Source organism: Bradyrhizobium sp. HKCCYLS20291, assembly GCF_051167715.1.
Taxonomy (GTDB): Bacteria; Pseudomonadota; Alphaproteobacteria; order Rhizobiales; family Xanthobacteraceae; genus Bradyrhizobium.
Genome location: NZ_JBNPTO010000002.1, coordinates 569,181 through 584,107, shown reverse-complemented (window position 1 = coordinate 584,107; position 14,927 = coordinate 569,181). Strand labels below are relative to the sequence as shown.

At 64.9% G+C, this 14,927-nt stretch carries 10 protein-coding genes and 1 tRNA gene; 10 read left to right on the top strand and 1 reads right to left on the bottom strand.

Features of this window, described 5'->3' with window-relative positions:
* Nucleotides 1-20: 20 nt before the first annotated feature.
* Entirely contained in the window at nucleotides 21-758 is a 738-nt protein-coding gene (locus tag ACQR07_RS06810) for an alpha/beta fold hydrolase (RefSeq protein ID WP_434901537.1), read from the bottom strand.
* 1,254 nt (nucleotides 759-2,012) lie between these two features.
* Here ACQR07_RS06810 and ACQR07_RS06805 point away from each other — a divergent pair.
* The 10 genes from ACQR07_RS06805 (at nucleotide 2,013) to ACQR07_RS06760 (ending at nucleotide 14,865) form a co-directional block, all read left to right on the top strand.
* Entirely contained in the window at nucleotides 2,013-2,138 is a 126-nt protein-coding gene (locus ACQR07_RS06805; RefSeq protein WP_316192860.1) for a hypothetical protein, read from the top strand.
* Nucleotides 2,139-2,265: 127 nt separating this feature from the next.
* The gene (locus ACQR07_RS06800) at nucleotides 2,266-3,840 is read left to right on the top strand and encodes a 2-isopropylmalate synthase (RefSeq protein WP_434901536.1); all 1,575 of its coding nucleotides are present in this window, start codon (nucleotides 2,266-2,268) and stop codon (nucleotides 3,838-3,840) included.
* Between the two features lie 204 nt (nucleotides 3,841-4,044).
* Nucleotides 4,045-5,064 carry a TRAP transporter substrate-binding protein gene (locus tag ACQR07_RS06795; protein ID WP_434901535.1) on the top strand — a complete coding sequence of 340 codons (1,020 nt, stop codon included), beginning with the start codon at nucleotides 4,045-4,047 and terminating at the stop codon, nucleotides 5,062-5,064.
* A 146-nt stretch (nucleotides 5,065-5,210) separates the two neighbouring features.
* Nucleotides 5,211-5,771: a TRAP transporter small permease gene (locus ACQR07_RS06790; RefSeq protein WP_434901769.1), complete on the top strand. Its 561-nt coding sequence runs from the start codon at nucleotides 5,211-5,213 to the stop codon at nucleotides 5,769-5,771.
* Nucleotides 5,768-7,093 (top strand): TRAP transporter large permease, encoded by a 1,326-nt coding sequence (locus ACQR07_RS06785; protein ID WP_434901534.1) that lies wholly within the window; start codon nucleotides 5,768-5,770, stop codon nucleotides 7,091-7,093. The genes ACQR07_RS06790 and ACQR07_RS06785 overlap by 4 nt, the downstream gene beginning before the upstream one ends.
* A 150-nt stretch (nucleotides 7,094-7,243) precedes the next feature.
* Nucleotides 7,244-7,834, top strand: coding sequence for a Spy/CpxP family protein refolding chaperone (locus ACQR07_RS06780; RefSeq protein ID WP_434901533.1), 591 nt, complete (start codon nucleotides 7,244-7,246; stop codon nucleotides 7,832-7,834).
* A gap of 164 nt (nucleotides 7,835-7,998) precedes the next feature.
* Nucleotides 7,999-8,074 (top strand) — tRNA-Lys (locus ACQR07_RS06775).
* Between the two features lie 610 nt (nucleotides 8,075-8,684).
* Nucleotides 8,685-10,226, top strand: a complete 1,542-nt coding sequence (locus tag ACQR07_RS06770) for a WS/DGAT/MGAT family O-acyltransferase (RefSeq protein WP_434901532.1) — start codon at nucleotides 8,685-8,687, stop codon at nucleotides 10,224-10,226.
* Between the two features lie 219 nt (nucleotides 10,227-10,445).
* A complete protein-coding gene (locus ACQR07_RS06765) occupies nucleotides 10,446-11,441 on the top strand; it encodes an alpha/beta fold hydrolase (protein ID WP_434901531.1) in 996 nt (331 codons plus the stop codon).
* Nucleotides 11,442-11,619: 178 nt separating this feature from the next.
* A complete protein-coding gene (locus ACQR07_RS06760; protein WP_434901530.1) occupies nucleotides 11,620-14,865 on the top strand; it encodes a bifunctional cytochrome P450/NADPH--P450 reductase in 3,246 nt (1,081 codons plus the stop codon).
* Nucleotides 14,866-14,927 lie beyond the last annotated feature (62 nt).

The window sequence follows — 14,927 nt, the reverse complement described above, 5'->3', positions numbered from 1 at the left end:
GTTCGACTTCGGGGACCAGTTCAGGCGGTTCCCCAATGCGCCCGCAGCGCCGCGGCGATGCTCTGCGGCCGCTCGACGATGCTCCAGTGGCCGGCGTCCTGCTCGACATGCAGACGCGCGCCATGCGCTTGGGCGAAACGGCTGAGCGTGGCGAGCGGCACGAAAGGATCGTTCGTGCCTGAAATCACCAGGCCGCGGCGCGGCAGCTGCGCCAGCCCTGCGATCCAGTCGCCACCGAAGCGCAGCCCATCGGCCGAGCGATACAGCGCGAGGATCGCCCGGCGCATCGGTGCCTGCCAGGCCGCGGCTTCGCGCGCGGCGAGGTCGGCCGGCAGTCCGCTCTGGCGGAACATGCGCGCCATCGCCCGTTGTGACGACAGCGCCATGAAGATCTCGCCGAGCACGGGTGTGTTCCAGATCCGCGCGATGCGATGGCCGCGATAGTCGGCGTCGAGTGCGGCGCCGGCGACAGCCCAGGAGCGCACCAGTTCGGGCCGCAGCGATGCCGCGCGCAGCACCAGCAGCGCGCCCCAATCATGACCGACCAGATCGAGCGGCCCGAACGCCGCATGCTGCGCCTCCATCAGCGCGACCAGCCAGTCGGCGTAGGCATCCTTGGTACATGCAAAGCCGGCCGGGGCCTCGCCGCAGAAGCCGGGCAGGCAGGGCAGCGCGATGGTCTCACCGAGCGCCGCGATCAGCGGGCTCCAGATCGCGGGCGTATCGGGCACGCCGTGGAGGAAGATGCGGTTGGTCATGGTCTGATCCTAGCACAGGCTCGTTCTTCGTATTCCGCGAAATTTACTCTTTCATTTTTTCAGAAATCATGCTTATCTCCCGGCCATCCCGCCTCGTCGAAGAGGGACGTACGCGTCGTCACGATACGTGGAGTGCGGGGAGCGATGGCCGTGAGGCGCCGGTGGACGACCGGCGCATTGCGGACGGCGAAGTCGTGTGGTCCTGGCGCCCCGAAGCTGGCGTCAAGCCGGCGGCGTTCATGACGAGCGCGCCGGTGACGGGGGCAATCAAGCCGGTCCCCGGGGAGAGCGCGAAGTAAGCCGTAAAGCCGTTGCGCAGGGAAGGCCGGGATGTCCTGGCCGATCCTGTGGTTCCTGCCCCGTGCACTTCTTCCGCACGGGGGCCACGGGTGTCGGCAGACACCTGGCCTTCCCTGCACCCTCGATTTGCCGAGGGTTTCGATGTCGATGATCAACCCGGGCACGTTCGTGTCGCGGGGATGATGAGGTGCGTGCTGATGCAGATGCCGACCGCCAACTACACGCTCGCCGTCATCCCGGACAAGCGCGCGGCACGCGCGCGCAGATCCGGGATCCATAATCCCAGGGAACAATTCGAGGCACGATGGCCGCTCTATCCCTCCAAGCCACGACCGTCACGGCGTATGGATCCCGGGTCGGCGGCCACCAACGCTATCGCGTTGGCGGCCTTGCCCGGGATGACACGGTTTGTGGGGTGGGCAGCGCTGGCAAGCGGGAACGCGTGGATGTGGATGCCGACACTGCCAACCACACCCCCTCCGTCATCCCGGACAAGCGCGCGGCACGTGCGCGCCGATCCGGGATCCATAACCCCAGGGAGATCTGCGAGGCACGCTGGCCGCTCCATCCCGCCCAGCCACGACTGTCACGGCGTATGGATCCCGGGTCGGCGGCCACCGACGCTATCGCGTTGGCGGCCTTGCCCGGGATGACGCTGTTTGTGGGGTGGGCAGCGCTGGCAAACCCGAACGCATGTCCTATGGAGGCTGCCACTGCCAATCCCACTCTCACCGTCGTCCCGGACGATCGCGCAGCAGGCGGGCGCAGACCCGATATCCATAATCCCAGGCGCTACCGCCACGCCGGACGCCCGCAATACGTCACCCCTTTTGACCATTTTTCGGCGTTGCGGGGCCCTGGCATTCTCGGTAAAAGCACCGGCGAGGGCACCTCGGCAACAAACCATCAATGGTTTTGCCGCACAGTTTTCGTGTCCTCGCAAAGGGTTTGGCAATGCTGATTCGCAGCGCAGAGATCGAGGCCATCGCCGGGGCAGACGCCCGGTCGATCGCGCTCGCCTCGCTGCCGGCTCGCGGCCTGACCGGCGCGCTCGAGCTTCTGCTTCTTAGCTGCCCCTGAGGGCCGGCTGGGCGGGATGCGCCTGGGCACTCAGGGGGCTGCTTCGATACCGCAACACCCTTCAGCGCTCACGTCTTCAGCAATGCTCGACGCCAAGCGCACCACCTGAACTCAAGGAATTCAGCCGATGTCCACCGCACCGAAGTCCGACAAGGACCGCGTCATCATTTTCGACACCACCCTGCGCGACGGCGAGCAATGTCCCGGCGCCACCATGACCTTCGAGGAGAAGCTCGAGGTCGCCGAGCTGCTGGACGATATGGGGGTCGACGTCATCGAGGCCGGCTTCCCGATCACCTCGGAAGGCGACTTCCAGGCGGTCAGCGAGATCGCCCGCCGCTCCAAGAATGCCGTCATCGCCGGCCTGTCGCGCGCCCATCCGGCCGACATCGACCGCTGCGCCGAAGCGGTGAAGTTCGCCAAGCGCGGCCGCGTCCACACCGTGATCGCGACCTCGCCGCTGCACATGCGGGTGAAGCTGAACAAGACCCCGGAGCAGGTGATCGAGACCTCGGTGGCGATGGTCGCCCGCGCCCGCAACCAGATCGACGACGTCGAGTGGTCGGCCGAGGACGGCACCCGCTCCGAGATGGACTTCCTGTGCCGCATCGTCGAGGCCGTCATCAAGGCCGGCGCCACCACGGTGAACATTCCCGACACCGTCGGCTACACCGTCCCCGACGAATACACCCACTTCATGCGGACCTTGATCGAGCGGGTGCCGAACTCCGACAAGGCGGTGTTCTCGGTCCACTGCCATAACGATCTCGGCATGGCGGTCGCCAACTCGCTGGCCGGCATCGTCGGCGGCGCGCGCCAGGTCGAGTGCACCGTCAACGGCATCGGCGAACGCGCCGGCAATGCTGCGCTCGAAGAGATCGTGATGGCGATCAACGTGCGCAACGACAAGTTTCCCTACTGGAACAGGATCGACACCACCAAGCTGACCTCCGCCTCGAAGCTGGTGTCGGCTGCGACCTCGTTCCCGGTGCAGTACAACAAGGCGATCGTCGGCCGGAACGCGTTCGCGCATGAGAGCGGCATCCACCAGGACGGCGTGCTGAAGGATGCCTCGACCTACGAGATCATGCGGCCGGAGATGGTCGGCCTGAAGCAGTCCTCGCTGGTGCTGGGCAAGCATTCCGGCCGCCATGCCTTCGTGCACAAGCTGGAGGAGATGGGCTACAAGCTCGGCCAGAACCAGATCGAGGACGCGTTCGTGCGGATGAAGGCGCTGGCCGACCGCAAGAAGGACATCTTCGACGAGGACATCGAGGCGTTGCTCGACGAGCGCATCGCCGCCGCGCATGACCGCATCAAGCTGGCGTCGCTGACGGTGATCGCCGGCACCCATGGGCCGCAGCGCGCGACCATGAAGCTCGACATCGACGGCCAGGTGAAGATCGAGGAGGCCGAAGGCAACGGTCCGGTGGACGCGGTCATCAACTGCATCAAGGCACTGGTGCCGCACCAGGCCAAGCTGGAGCTGTATCAGGTCCACGCGGTGACCGAGGGCACCGATGCGCAGGCCGAGGTCTCGGTGCGGCTGTCGCAGGACGGCCGGTCGATGACCGCGCGCGCGGCCGATCCGGATACGCTGGTGGCCTCCGCCAAGGCCTATCTCGGCGCGCTGAACAAGATCGTCATGAAGCGTCAGCGCGATACCGTGCCGAGCGGCGGATCGTCGGCGGCTGCAAGCTGAGCCGATCTCACGACGTTGTTCCGGGCCGGCCGCGTCAGCGGTGAGGCCCGGAGCGACGCTGATTCTGCTGCGTTGCAGCACGGGAATCGTTTTGTCTGCGGCGAAGGGTCAATGGCATTCCTGCCCGCCAGCCGCTAACAATGCTCTTGGCATACAAAGCGGGGGCATCGTTGCAATGCCCCCCGGGACCTTCGGGAGGACATCTTGCGTCAATTCACACTCCGTCACTGGATCGCCACGGCAGCCTCGCTCGCCATTGTCGCGCTGGCCGGCCCGGCCTCCGCGGCCGACAATCCGATCGTGATCAAGTTCAGCCACGTGGTGGCGTCGAACACGCCCAAGGGGCTCGCGGCCGACAAGTTCAAGGAACTTGCCGAGAAATACACCGACGGCAAGGTCAAGGTCGAAGTCTACCCGAACTCGCAGCTCTACAAGGACAAGGAAGAGCTCGAGGCGCTGCAGCTCGGCGCCGTGCAGATGCTGGCGCCGTCGAACTCGAAGTTCGGCCCGATCGGCATCAAGGAATTCGAGGTGTTCGATCTGCCCTACATCCTGCCCGACCTCGCCACCTTGCGGAAGGTGACCGACGGTCCGCTCGGCACCAGGCTGCTCAAGCTGCTCGAGCCGAAGGGAATGATCGGGCTCGCCTATTGGGACAACGGCTTCAAGCAGATGAGCGCCAACAAGAAGCTGGTCGATCCCGCCGACTACAAGGGCCTGAAATTCCGCATCCAGTCCTCCAAGGTGCTGGATGCCCAGTTCCGCACGCTCGGTGCGATCCCGCAGGTGATGGCGTTCTCGGAAGTCTATCAGGCGCTGCAGACCGGCGTCGTCGACGGCCAGGAGAACACGCCCTCGAACATCTATACCCAGAAGATGCACGAGGTGCAGAAGTACATCACCCTCACCAATCACGGCTACATCGGCTACGTGGTGGTCGTGAACAAGAAGTTCTGGGACGGCCTGCCGCCGGACATCCGCGCCGCCTGCGACAAGGCGATGAAGGAAGCCACCGAGTATGGCAACGGCCAGTCGGCCAAGGAGAACGACGACGCGCTGGAGGAGATCCGCAAGTCCGGCAAGTCCGAACTGGTCAAGCTGACGCCTGCCCAGGACGAGGCGATGCGCAAGGCGATGATGCCGGTCTACAAGGACGTCGCAGGCCGCGTCGGTCAGCCGCTGATCGACGAGTTCCTCAAGGAGACGCGCGGCACGACGAACTGACGGTTTGAATGGTCGATGCGCGGGCCGACGGCCCGCGCATGCTGATGGCGAAGCGGCCTGGCGGGGCGCCAGGAGGAGCAGACGGCGCAGTCAAGCGTCGCTCGACGTTTGATTGTGGGGGAGGGGACTTGGATTTCCTGTTGGGCTTGCTGTTGCGCATCCTCGATCGGCTCGAGGAGATCCTGATTGCATTCCTGATCGCGGCGGCGACCTCGATCATCTTTGTGGCCGTGCTGCACCGCTATCTGGTCGGCATCCCCTTGCTCTATCCGATCCTGTTCCCGATCGACCTGTCCTGGGCGCAGGAGCTCTGCATCTACATGTTCGTGTGGATGGCGAAGTTCGGCGCCGCCTACGGCGTGCGCACCGGCATCCATGTCGGCGTCGACGTCCTGGTCAACATGCTCCGGCCGTCGCTGCGAAAGGTCACGATCCTGTTCGGCCTGCTGTGCGGGGCGCTGTTTACCGCGATCATCGGCACCATGGGCGCGAAGTTCGTCTACGGCCTGTCGCAGACCGACCAGGTGACGCCGGACATGGAAATACCGAGCTGGCTGGTCTATCTCTGCATCCCGCTCGGCTCCTACCTGATGTGCTTCCGCTTCCTGCAGGTCGCCTGGCACTATCTGCGCCACGACGAGCTGCCGCACCATGATCATGCGGCCGTCGAGGGCATCGAGACGACCGGCGTGGAGGCCGCTCGATGAGCAGCTTCCTGATCTTCGGCCTGCTCATCTTCCTGATGCTGACGGGCATGCCGATCTCGATCGCGCTCGGCCTCACGGTGCTTTCCTTCGTCTTTTTCATGACGAACGTGCCGACCGAATCCGTCGCGCTGAAGCTGTTCACGGGCATCGACAATTTCGAGATCATGGCGATCCCGTTCTTCATCCTCGCCGGCAACTTCCTGACCCATGGCGGCGTCGCGCGACGGATGATCAACTTCGCGACCTCGATGGTCGGGCACTGGTATGGCGGCCTGGGTCTTGCCGGCGTGATGGCTTGCGCGCTGTTCGCCGCGGTGTCCGGCTCGTCGCCTGCGACCGTGATCGCGATCGGCTCGATCATGCTGCCGGCGATGGTCAAGCAGGGTTTTCCAAAACGCTTCGGCGCTGGCGTGATCACCACGTCGGGCGCGCTCGGCATCCTGATCCCGCCGTCGATCGTGATGGTGGTGTATTCGGTCGCGACCGGTGGCAGCATCGCACTCGATCCCGCGGGCCACCGCGTGTCCTCGGCCTCGGTCGGGCAATTGTTCATGGCCGGCGTCATCCCCGGCCTGATGCTGGCGAGCCTGCTCGGCTTCACCACCTTCTACCGCGCCTGGAAGAACGACTATCCGCGGCTGCCGCGCGCCAGCTGGGCGGAGCGCCTCACCGCCTTCCGCAAATGCATCTGGGGCCTGCTGCTGATCGTGATCGTGCTCGGCGGCATCTACACCGGCAAGTTCACGCCGACGGAAGCGGCCGCCGTCAGCGCCGTCTACGCCTTCGTCATCGCCGTGTTCGTCTATCGCGACATGTCGCTGAAGGACGTTCCGAAGGTGCTGCTCGGCTCGGCCAACATGAGCGCGATGATTCTCTACATCATCACCAACGCCGTGCTGTTCTCGTTCCTGATGGCCAACGAGAACATTCCGCAGCAGATCGCCAACTGGATGGCGACGGCCGGCGTCAACTGGGCGGTGTTCCTGCTGGTCGTCAACGTCCTCCTGCTGCTCGCCGGCAACGTCATGGAGGCGACCTCGATCGTGCTGATCATGGCGCCGATCCTGTTCCCAGTGGCGGTCAAGCTCGGCATCCACCCGGTGCATCTCGGCATCCTGATGGTGGTCAACATGGAGGTCGGCATGTGCCATCCGCCGGTCGGCCTGAACCTGTATGTCGCCTCCGGCATCGCCAAGATGGGAATCACCGAGCTGACCATTGCCGTGATGCCGTGGCTGCTGACGATGCTCGGCTTCCTGGCGCTCGTGACCTACGTGCCGGAAATCTCGCTGTGGTTGCCGCGCATGCTCGGGATGCTCTGACGTGCAGCAATCAATTGAAACCGAATTGCAAAAACAGAAAGGTATTTGAAGCAATTACATCTTCGTAAGGTCTTCCACTCTGTCCAAACTGTAAGTTGAAGGTGCGGCGCGGCAGGCCCATGCTGGCCCGGCTTTCCAGAGGAGGTTGGCATGAGAAGGTTCACCATTGCCGCTGTCGCCGTGCTCGCAATCGCCGGCTCGACCGCGGTCTACGCCCAGCATCGCGCCTGGTTTCATGATCACATGCACCTTGCGCGGATGAATCCCGAGGATCGCGCCGCGATGCTCGACGCGCGCATCGCGTCGGTCCATGCCGGCCTGAAGCTCAACGCCGACCAGGACAAGCTGTGGCCGCCGGTCGAGAGCGCGGTGCGCGATCTCGCCAAGCTGCGCTTTGACCGCGCCAATGCGCGGATGAACGCCGCCGGCGACGCGCAGGACAGGAACGTCGATCCGGTGGCGCGGCTGCGCGAGCGGGCCGACACGATGGCGGTGACGGCGGATGCGATGAAGAAGGTCGCTGACGCGGCCGACCCGCTCTACAAGACGCTCGACGACGGCCAGAAGCGCCGGCTGTCGATGCTGACCCGGCCGATGGGGCACATGATGGGACCCGACGGTCCGCGTCACCATCGCTGGATGGAGCGTGGCGAGGGCGACGGTCCGCGCTTCGGCGAGCACCGATTCGGCCCGGGCCGCATGGGCTGGTCCGACGAGGAACGCGAGTCCGGACGGCTCTGATCACCGGTTAACGATCCTCCTGATTTCATGCGGGGAAAACCGCCGCCCGCCGGCGGTTTTTCTGCATCGAATGTGCCGAAAAATCCTCTGACATCGCTGGACATCCCGGAATCCCTTTGCTAAACGACCGGCTCTTGCGAAGGCATACTCCGGATGCAAGATCCGGGCGCATAGCTCAGTTGGTAGAGCAGCTGACTCTTAATCAGCGGGTCCTAGGTTCGAGCCCTAGTGCGCCCACCAAGCCTTCAAAATCCTAGCCACGATCAGCTTCAGAACGGGCCTTCACGTCAGGAGGTCGGTTGGGAGTTTTCGTTCGTGCTCATCGATTGGGCCGATGTTTGGGGGGACGGCTGCTCGACAGCCGGTGAACGCCTTCCTCCGATCTGTCACAACCCAATCCCCATCTCTGCTTCTCGAAGTAGACCACGCTGAACTGCTTGATTGCTGACTCCGCAAATTCAACTTGCTCGCCAAGATAGTTTGCATCGAGCTCCGCGAAGGTCGTGGAGCCATGCATCGTCCGGACGCGGTCTGCTTTGCACGGCGTGGATGTGAACGTGCTCCGGCTGCCTTGGAGCGATTGCGTTCGGTGCCGGGCTGCCATTGGCCTGGGCCGGAGGTATCGCGCCAACCCGAGCCTGCCGCTCAGGCCGTTGTGCCGCGTCGCGATGGTATCTTGTTCTGGCTCGTGCCCGCGGCCGCCGACCCGCTCTGAGCGCCCGGGGAGAGCAATTTAAGCAATTTGCCAGATCGGGAACCGTTTGCCATTGCCTATGCGCTGCCGGAACGGGCACTATCCTCATCTGCTAACGAGCGCGATCAACGCGCTGGATATTGAGGGGAGGATCAGATGGGTGACGGCAAGAAACTGTCATCGCTGGATGCATCGTTTCTGTATCTCGAGACCCCTGAGATGCCGATGCATGTCGGCAGCATGGCGATCTTCCGGCTCCCCGAGGACCACAAGGGCGATTTCTTCGAACAGTTCAAGGCGATGCTCGCCTCGCGGCTGCACCTCGCCCCGATCCTCAAGGCCCGCCTGGAGAAGGCGCCGCTCGACATCGATCACCCTTCCTGGGTCGAGGACGACCAGTTCGACATCGACCGCCACATCTTCCGCGCCAGCCTGCCGGAGCCGCGTGATCGGGCAACTCTCGAGCGCATCGTCGGCTGGATGCACGCCAAGCTCCTGAACCGCGCGCGTCCGCTGTGGGAGTTCTATGTCTTCGAGGGCATGAAGGACAACGAGGTCGGGCTCTACTCCAAGATGCACCACGCCTGCATCGATGGCGGTGCCGGCGCGGCGCTGACCAATATGATCTACGACCTGACGCCCGTGCCGCGGCAGGTTGATCCGCCGAGCGCGCGGCCGAAGGCCGGGCAGGAGCCGCGCGACATCGCTGCCACCCTCCTCAATGCCTACACCCAGTTGTGGAACCAGCCGCTCAATGCCAACCTGGCCAAGGGCATTGAGCTGCCGCGCTCGGGCAAGAGCGATCTCGGCTCGATCCTGTTCGACAACGCCATGTATCAGATCGAGAGCGCGGTGCGTTTCGCCGGCAGCATCCCCTCGATGCTGCAAAGCGTCTCGGACGTGGTCGGCAAGGCCTCCGATCCCGCCTCGCGCCGCAGTCTCGCCAGCATGGCTTCGCCGCCCTCCATCCTGAACAAGTCGATCTCCTCGGAGCGCAGCTTTGCCGGCGCCTCGATCTCGCTGTCGCGGGCCAAGGCGCTCGCCAAGCGGGCCGAGGGCAAGCTCAATGACGTGGTGCTGGCGCTGTCATCCGGCGTGGTGCGGCGCTATCTCGAGGAGCAAGGGGCGCTCCCGCAGAAATCCCTGACCGCGGCGGTGCCGATATCGCTGCGCGAGGAGGGCAACACCGAGGCCAACAACCAGGTGTTCGGCATGATCTGCGGCATCGCCACCGATGTCGCCGATCCCAAGGAGCGGCTGCAGACCATCATCGCGCAGTCGACCAAATCCAAGGAGATGTCGCATCCGCTGCGCGCCTTCATGCCGCAGGTCTCCAACGTCTCCATGCTCGGCACACCGATCCTGGTGCAGATCCTGGCGCTGCTGTACAGCCGCTCCAGCCTGTCCGACGTGCTGCCGCCCGCCGCCAACATCACGGTATCCAACGTGCCGGGGCCGCGGCAGACGCTGTATGCCGCCGGTGCCGAGCTCCTGCACATCTTTCCGGTCTCGATCTCGGCGCATGGGCTCGCGCTCAACATCACCGTGCAGAGCTATCGCGACCAGCTCGATTTCGGGTTCATCGCAGGCGCCAACATCATCCCCCATGTGCAGGTGCTGTGCGACATGCTGCCCGAGGAATTCGAGCGGCTGGACAAGGCATTCGCTCCGCCGCCGCGCAAGAGCGCGGCGAGCTGATCGTTCGAGCGTCAGCTTGGGCTGGTTCAGCATCGCCGCTACGCTGCCTTTCCTCGCTTGCGAGGAGAGGGGCGCGGGCGGGCGACCAGCCGAGAGCGGTCGCTACGAGTCCCCGCATCCGCTGCGCATGGCGCTGCGACCTCTCGCCGGATGTAAGGAGAGGTGAACGGTGTCCGCAGGACAGAACGAGAAACTCTTCGCGTGTTTGAGGACATGACCATGATCGAAATGCCTCCGCTGCAGTTCGCCACCGTCAACGGCATTCGCATGGGCTATTACGACGCGGGCCCGAAAACCGATGCGCCGCCGCTGGTGCTCTGCCATGGCTGGCCCGAACTGGCATTCTCCTGGCGCCACCAGATCAAGGCCTTGAGCGAGGCCGGCCTGCGCGTGATCGCACCCGACCAGCGCGGCTACGGAGCGACCGACCAGCCCGAGGCGGTCGAGGATTACGACATGGAGCATCTGACCGGCGACCTCGTCGGGCTGCTCGATCATCTGAATATCGACAAGGCGATCTTCGTCGGCCATGACTGGGGCGGCTTCATCGTCTGGCAAATGCCGATGCGGCATCCCGCGCGGGTCGCGGGTGTGATCGGGGTCAACACCCCGCATCTGCCGCGCGCGCCGATCGATCCGATCGAGCTGTTCCGGCAGCGCTACGGCGAGCACATGTATATCGTGCAGTTTCAGGACCGCTCGCGCGCGGCCGACAAGGTCTTCGACGGCCGTGTCGAGCAGACCTTCGACGCGTTCATGCGCAAGCCCGTGCCGCGTAGTCCTGACGTGCCGGCGGACCAGCCGGTCGCCGGGGTCGGAGCGTCGCCGCGGGTCAACCTCGCCTTTCCGCAGATGATCGCCAAATACGACGCGCGGCACGATCCGCGCGCGACGATCCTGTCGGACGAGGAAAGACAGGTGTTTGTCGACACCTTCAAGCGCACCGGCTTCACCGGCGGCATCAACTGGTACCGCAATTTCACGCGCAACTGGCAGCGCTCGGCGGATCTCGATCACACCGTGCGGGTGCCATCGTTGATGATCATGGCCGAGAACGACCACGTGCTGCCGCCGTCCGCCGCCGACGGCATGGAGAAGCTCGTGCCGGACCTGGAAAAATATCTGGTGAAGGACAGCGGCCATTGGACGCAGCAGGAGAAGCCGGAGGAAGTTTCGGCCAAGCTGATCGAATGGCGGCGACGGCGGTTCGGATGAGGCAACGGTGCTGTTGCAGAGATATTTCGATGCAAGCAAACTAGCAGCTGTGGCCACCCCGAAGGCCTGACACCGGTGAGACATCGTGAAGCGGGCCGGCAACAATGGCCCGTGGTGACAAGTTCCGGGTTCGCGCCGCGCGCTCAGGAACGACAAAGGTGAGGGACCGAAAGCGACAATGCCGTCCAGCAACAGACTGAGCCCGATTCCGCAGCCGCCGGCCAAGCCCGTGGTCGGCAACATGCTTTCGCTCGATGCGAACGCACCGGTGCAGCATCTGACCCGTCTCGCGAAGGAGTACGGGCCGATCTTCTGGCTCGACATGATGGGCTTGCCGATCGTGATTGCCTCCGGCCATGATCTGGTCGACGAGCTCTCCGACGAGAAACGCTTCGACAAGGTGGTCCGCGGCTCATTGCGGCGGGTGCGCGCCATCGGGGGCGACGGCCTGTTCACGGCCGACACCAAGGAGCCGAACTGGAACAAGGCCCACAACATCCTGCTGCAGCCGTTCGGCAACCGCGCCATGCAGTCCTATCACGCCAGCATGGTCGACATCGCCGATCAGCTCGTCAAGAAATGGGAGCGCCTGAACGCCGACGAGGAGATCGACGTCGTCCACGACATGACGGCGCTCACGCTCGACACCATCGGCCTGTGCGGCTTCGACTATCGCTTCAACTCGTTCTACCGGCGCGACTATCATCCGTTTGTGGAAGGGCTGGTCCGCTCGCTCGAGACTATCATGATGACCCGCGGCCTGCCGCTGGAGCATCTATGGCTGCAACGGCGGCGCACCGTTCTCGCCGAGGACGTCGCCTTCATGAACAAGATGGTCGACGAGATCGTCGCCGAGCGGCGCAAGAACGCCGAATCCGCCGCGGCATCCGCTGATGCCAAGAAGGACATGCTCAATGCGATGATGAGCGGCGTCGACCGCTCGACCGGCGAGCAGCTCGATGACGTCAACATCCGCTACCAGATCAACACATTTCTGATCGCGGGCCATGAGACCACGAGCGGCCTGTTGTCCTACACGATCTGTGCGCTGCTGAAACACCCCGAGGTCCTGAAGAAGGCCTATGAGGAGGTCGATCGCGTCTTTGGCCCCGATATCGATGCCAAGCCGACCTATCAGCAGGTCACGCAGCTCACCTACATCACCCAGATCCTGAAGGAATCGCTGCGGCTGTGGCCGCCGGCGCCGGCCTACGGCATCGCGCCGCTGCAGGACGAGACGATCGGCGGCAAGTACAAGCTGAAGAAGGGCACCTTCATCACCATCCTCGTCACCGCGCTGCATCGCGATCCCAGCGTCTGGGGACCCAACCCCGACGCGTTTGATCCCGACAATTTCAGCCCGGAAGCGGAGGCCAAGCGCCCGGTCAATGCGTGGAAGCCGTTCGGGAACGGCCAGCGCGCCTGTATCGGCCGCGGCTTTGCCATGCACGAGGCGGCGCTGGCGCTCGGCATGATCCTGCAGCGCTTCAAGCTGATCGATCATCAGCGCTACCAGCTCCATTTCAAGGAGACGCTGACGATGAAGCCGGAGGGCTTCAAGATCAAGGTGCGCCCTCGCAGCGACCGTGACCGCGGCGCTCATGATCCGAAGCGCGCGGGTGCCGCAACGCCGGGCGTGACGATCGCGCGCGCGCGGACGCGGCCGGGGCACAACACACCGCTGCTGGTGCTGTATGGCTCCAACCTCGGCACCGCAGAGGACATGGCGACGCGCGTGGCCGATCTCGCCGAGGTCAACGGCTTCGCGACGCGGCTTGCCCCGCTCGACGAATTCGCAGGCAAGTTGCCGAAGGACGGCGGCGTGCTGATCTTCTGCGCCTCCTACAACGGCGCGCCGCCGGACAATGCCGGCAAGTTCGTGAGCTGGCTGAAGGGCGAGCTGGCGCCGGATGCGTTCGCGGGATTGCGTTATGCCGTGTTCGGCTGCGGCAACCGCGATTGGGCCGCGACCTATCAGACGGTGCCGCGCTTCATCGACGATGCGCTGGCGGCGCACGGCGCAAAGCGCGTCCACACGCGCGGCGAGGGCGATGCGCGGAGCGATCTCGACGGCCAGTTCGACGCCTGGTTCGCGTCGCTGGGCGCGGCGGCAGCCAAGGAGTTCGGCCTCGACACCGGCTTCAGCCGCAGTGCGGACGACGCTCCGCTCTACTCCGTGGAGCCGCTGGCGCCGACCGCGGCAGGCGCGGTGGTGGCGCTCGGTGGTGCTGCGTCGATGACGATTCTGGCCAGTCGCGAGCTGCAGAACCGGTCGGGGGCCAATCCGTCCGAGCGCTCGACGCGGCATATCGAGGTGCAGTTGCCGGCCGGTGTCAGCTATCGCGTCGGCGACCATCTCAGCGTGGTGCCGCGCAACGATCCGGCGCTGGTCGACCAGGTGGCGCGCCGCTTCGGCTTCTCGCCTGCCGACCAGATCCGTCTGCACGTCGCCGAGGGCCGTCGCGCGCAGCTGCCGGCGGGGGAAGCAGTCTCGGTCGGCCGGCTGCTGACCGACTTCGTCGAGCTGCAGCAGGTCGCGACGCGCAAGCAGATCCAGATCATGTCCGAGCATACGCGCTGTCCAGTGACCCGGCCGAAGCTCGCCGCCTTCCTCGGCGACGATGCCGAATCCGGCGAACGCTATCGCGCCGAGATCCTCGCCAAGCGCAAGTCGGTGTACGATCTGCTCGAGGAGTTTCCCGCCTGCGAGCTGCCGTTCCATTCCTACCTCGAAATGCTGACGCTGCTGGCGCCGCGCTACTACTCGATCTCGTCATCGCCATCGACGGATCCTGCGCGCTGCAGCGTCACCGTCGGCGTCGTCGCGGGACCGGCGGCATCGGGCCGCGGCCTCTACAAGGGCGTCTGCTCCAACTACCTCGCCTCGCGTCGCGAGGGCGAGAGCGTGTTCGCCACCGTGCGCGAGACCAAGGCCGGTTTCCATCTGCCTGAGGATGCGCAGCTGCCGATCATCATGATCGGGCCGGGCACGGGGCTGGCGCCGTTCCGCGGCTTCCTGCACGAGCGCGCCGCGCAAAAGGCGGCTGGGAAGTCGCTCGGGCCGGCGATGCTGTTCTTCGGCTGCCGCCATCCCGAGCAGGACTACCTCTACGCCGATGAGCTCAAGGCGTTCGCGGACGGCGGCATCTGCGAGCTGTTCACGGCCTTCTCGCGCGGCGATGGACCGAAGACCTATGTGCAGCACCTGCTCGCCGCCCAGAAGGCGCGGGTCTGGGAATTGCTCGAGCAGGGCGCGGTCATCTTCGTCTGCGGCGACGGCTCGAAGATGGAGCCGGACGTCAAGGCGACGCTGATGCAGATCCATCGCGACTGCACCGGATCCGACGCAGAGGCGGCAGCGAACTGGGTCGCCGATCTCGGCGCCAAGAATCGTTACGTGCTCGACGTCTGGGCCGGGGGATAGCTCGAGGGCCGGGTGCGTCAGCCCGGCAAGCCGCGCGCAGACATAGGTTGATTTTTGCGGAG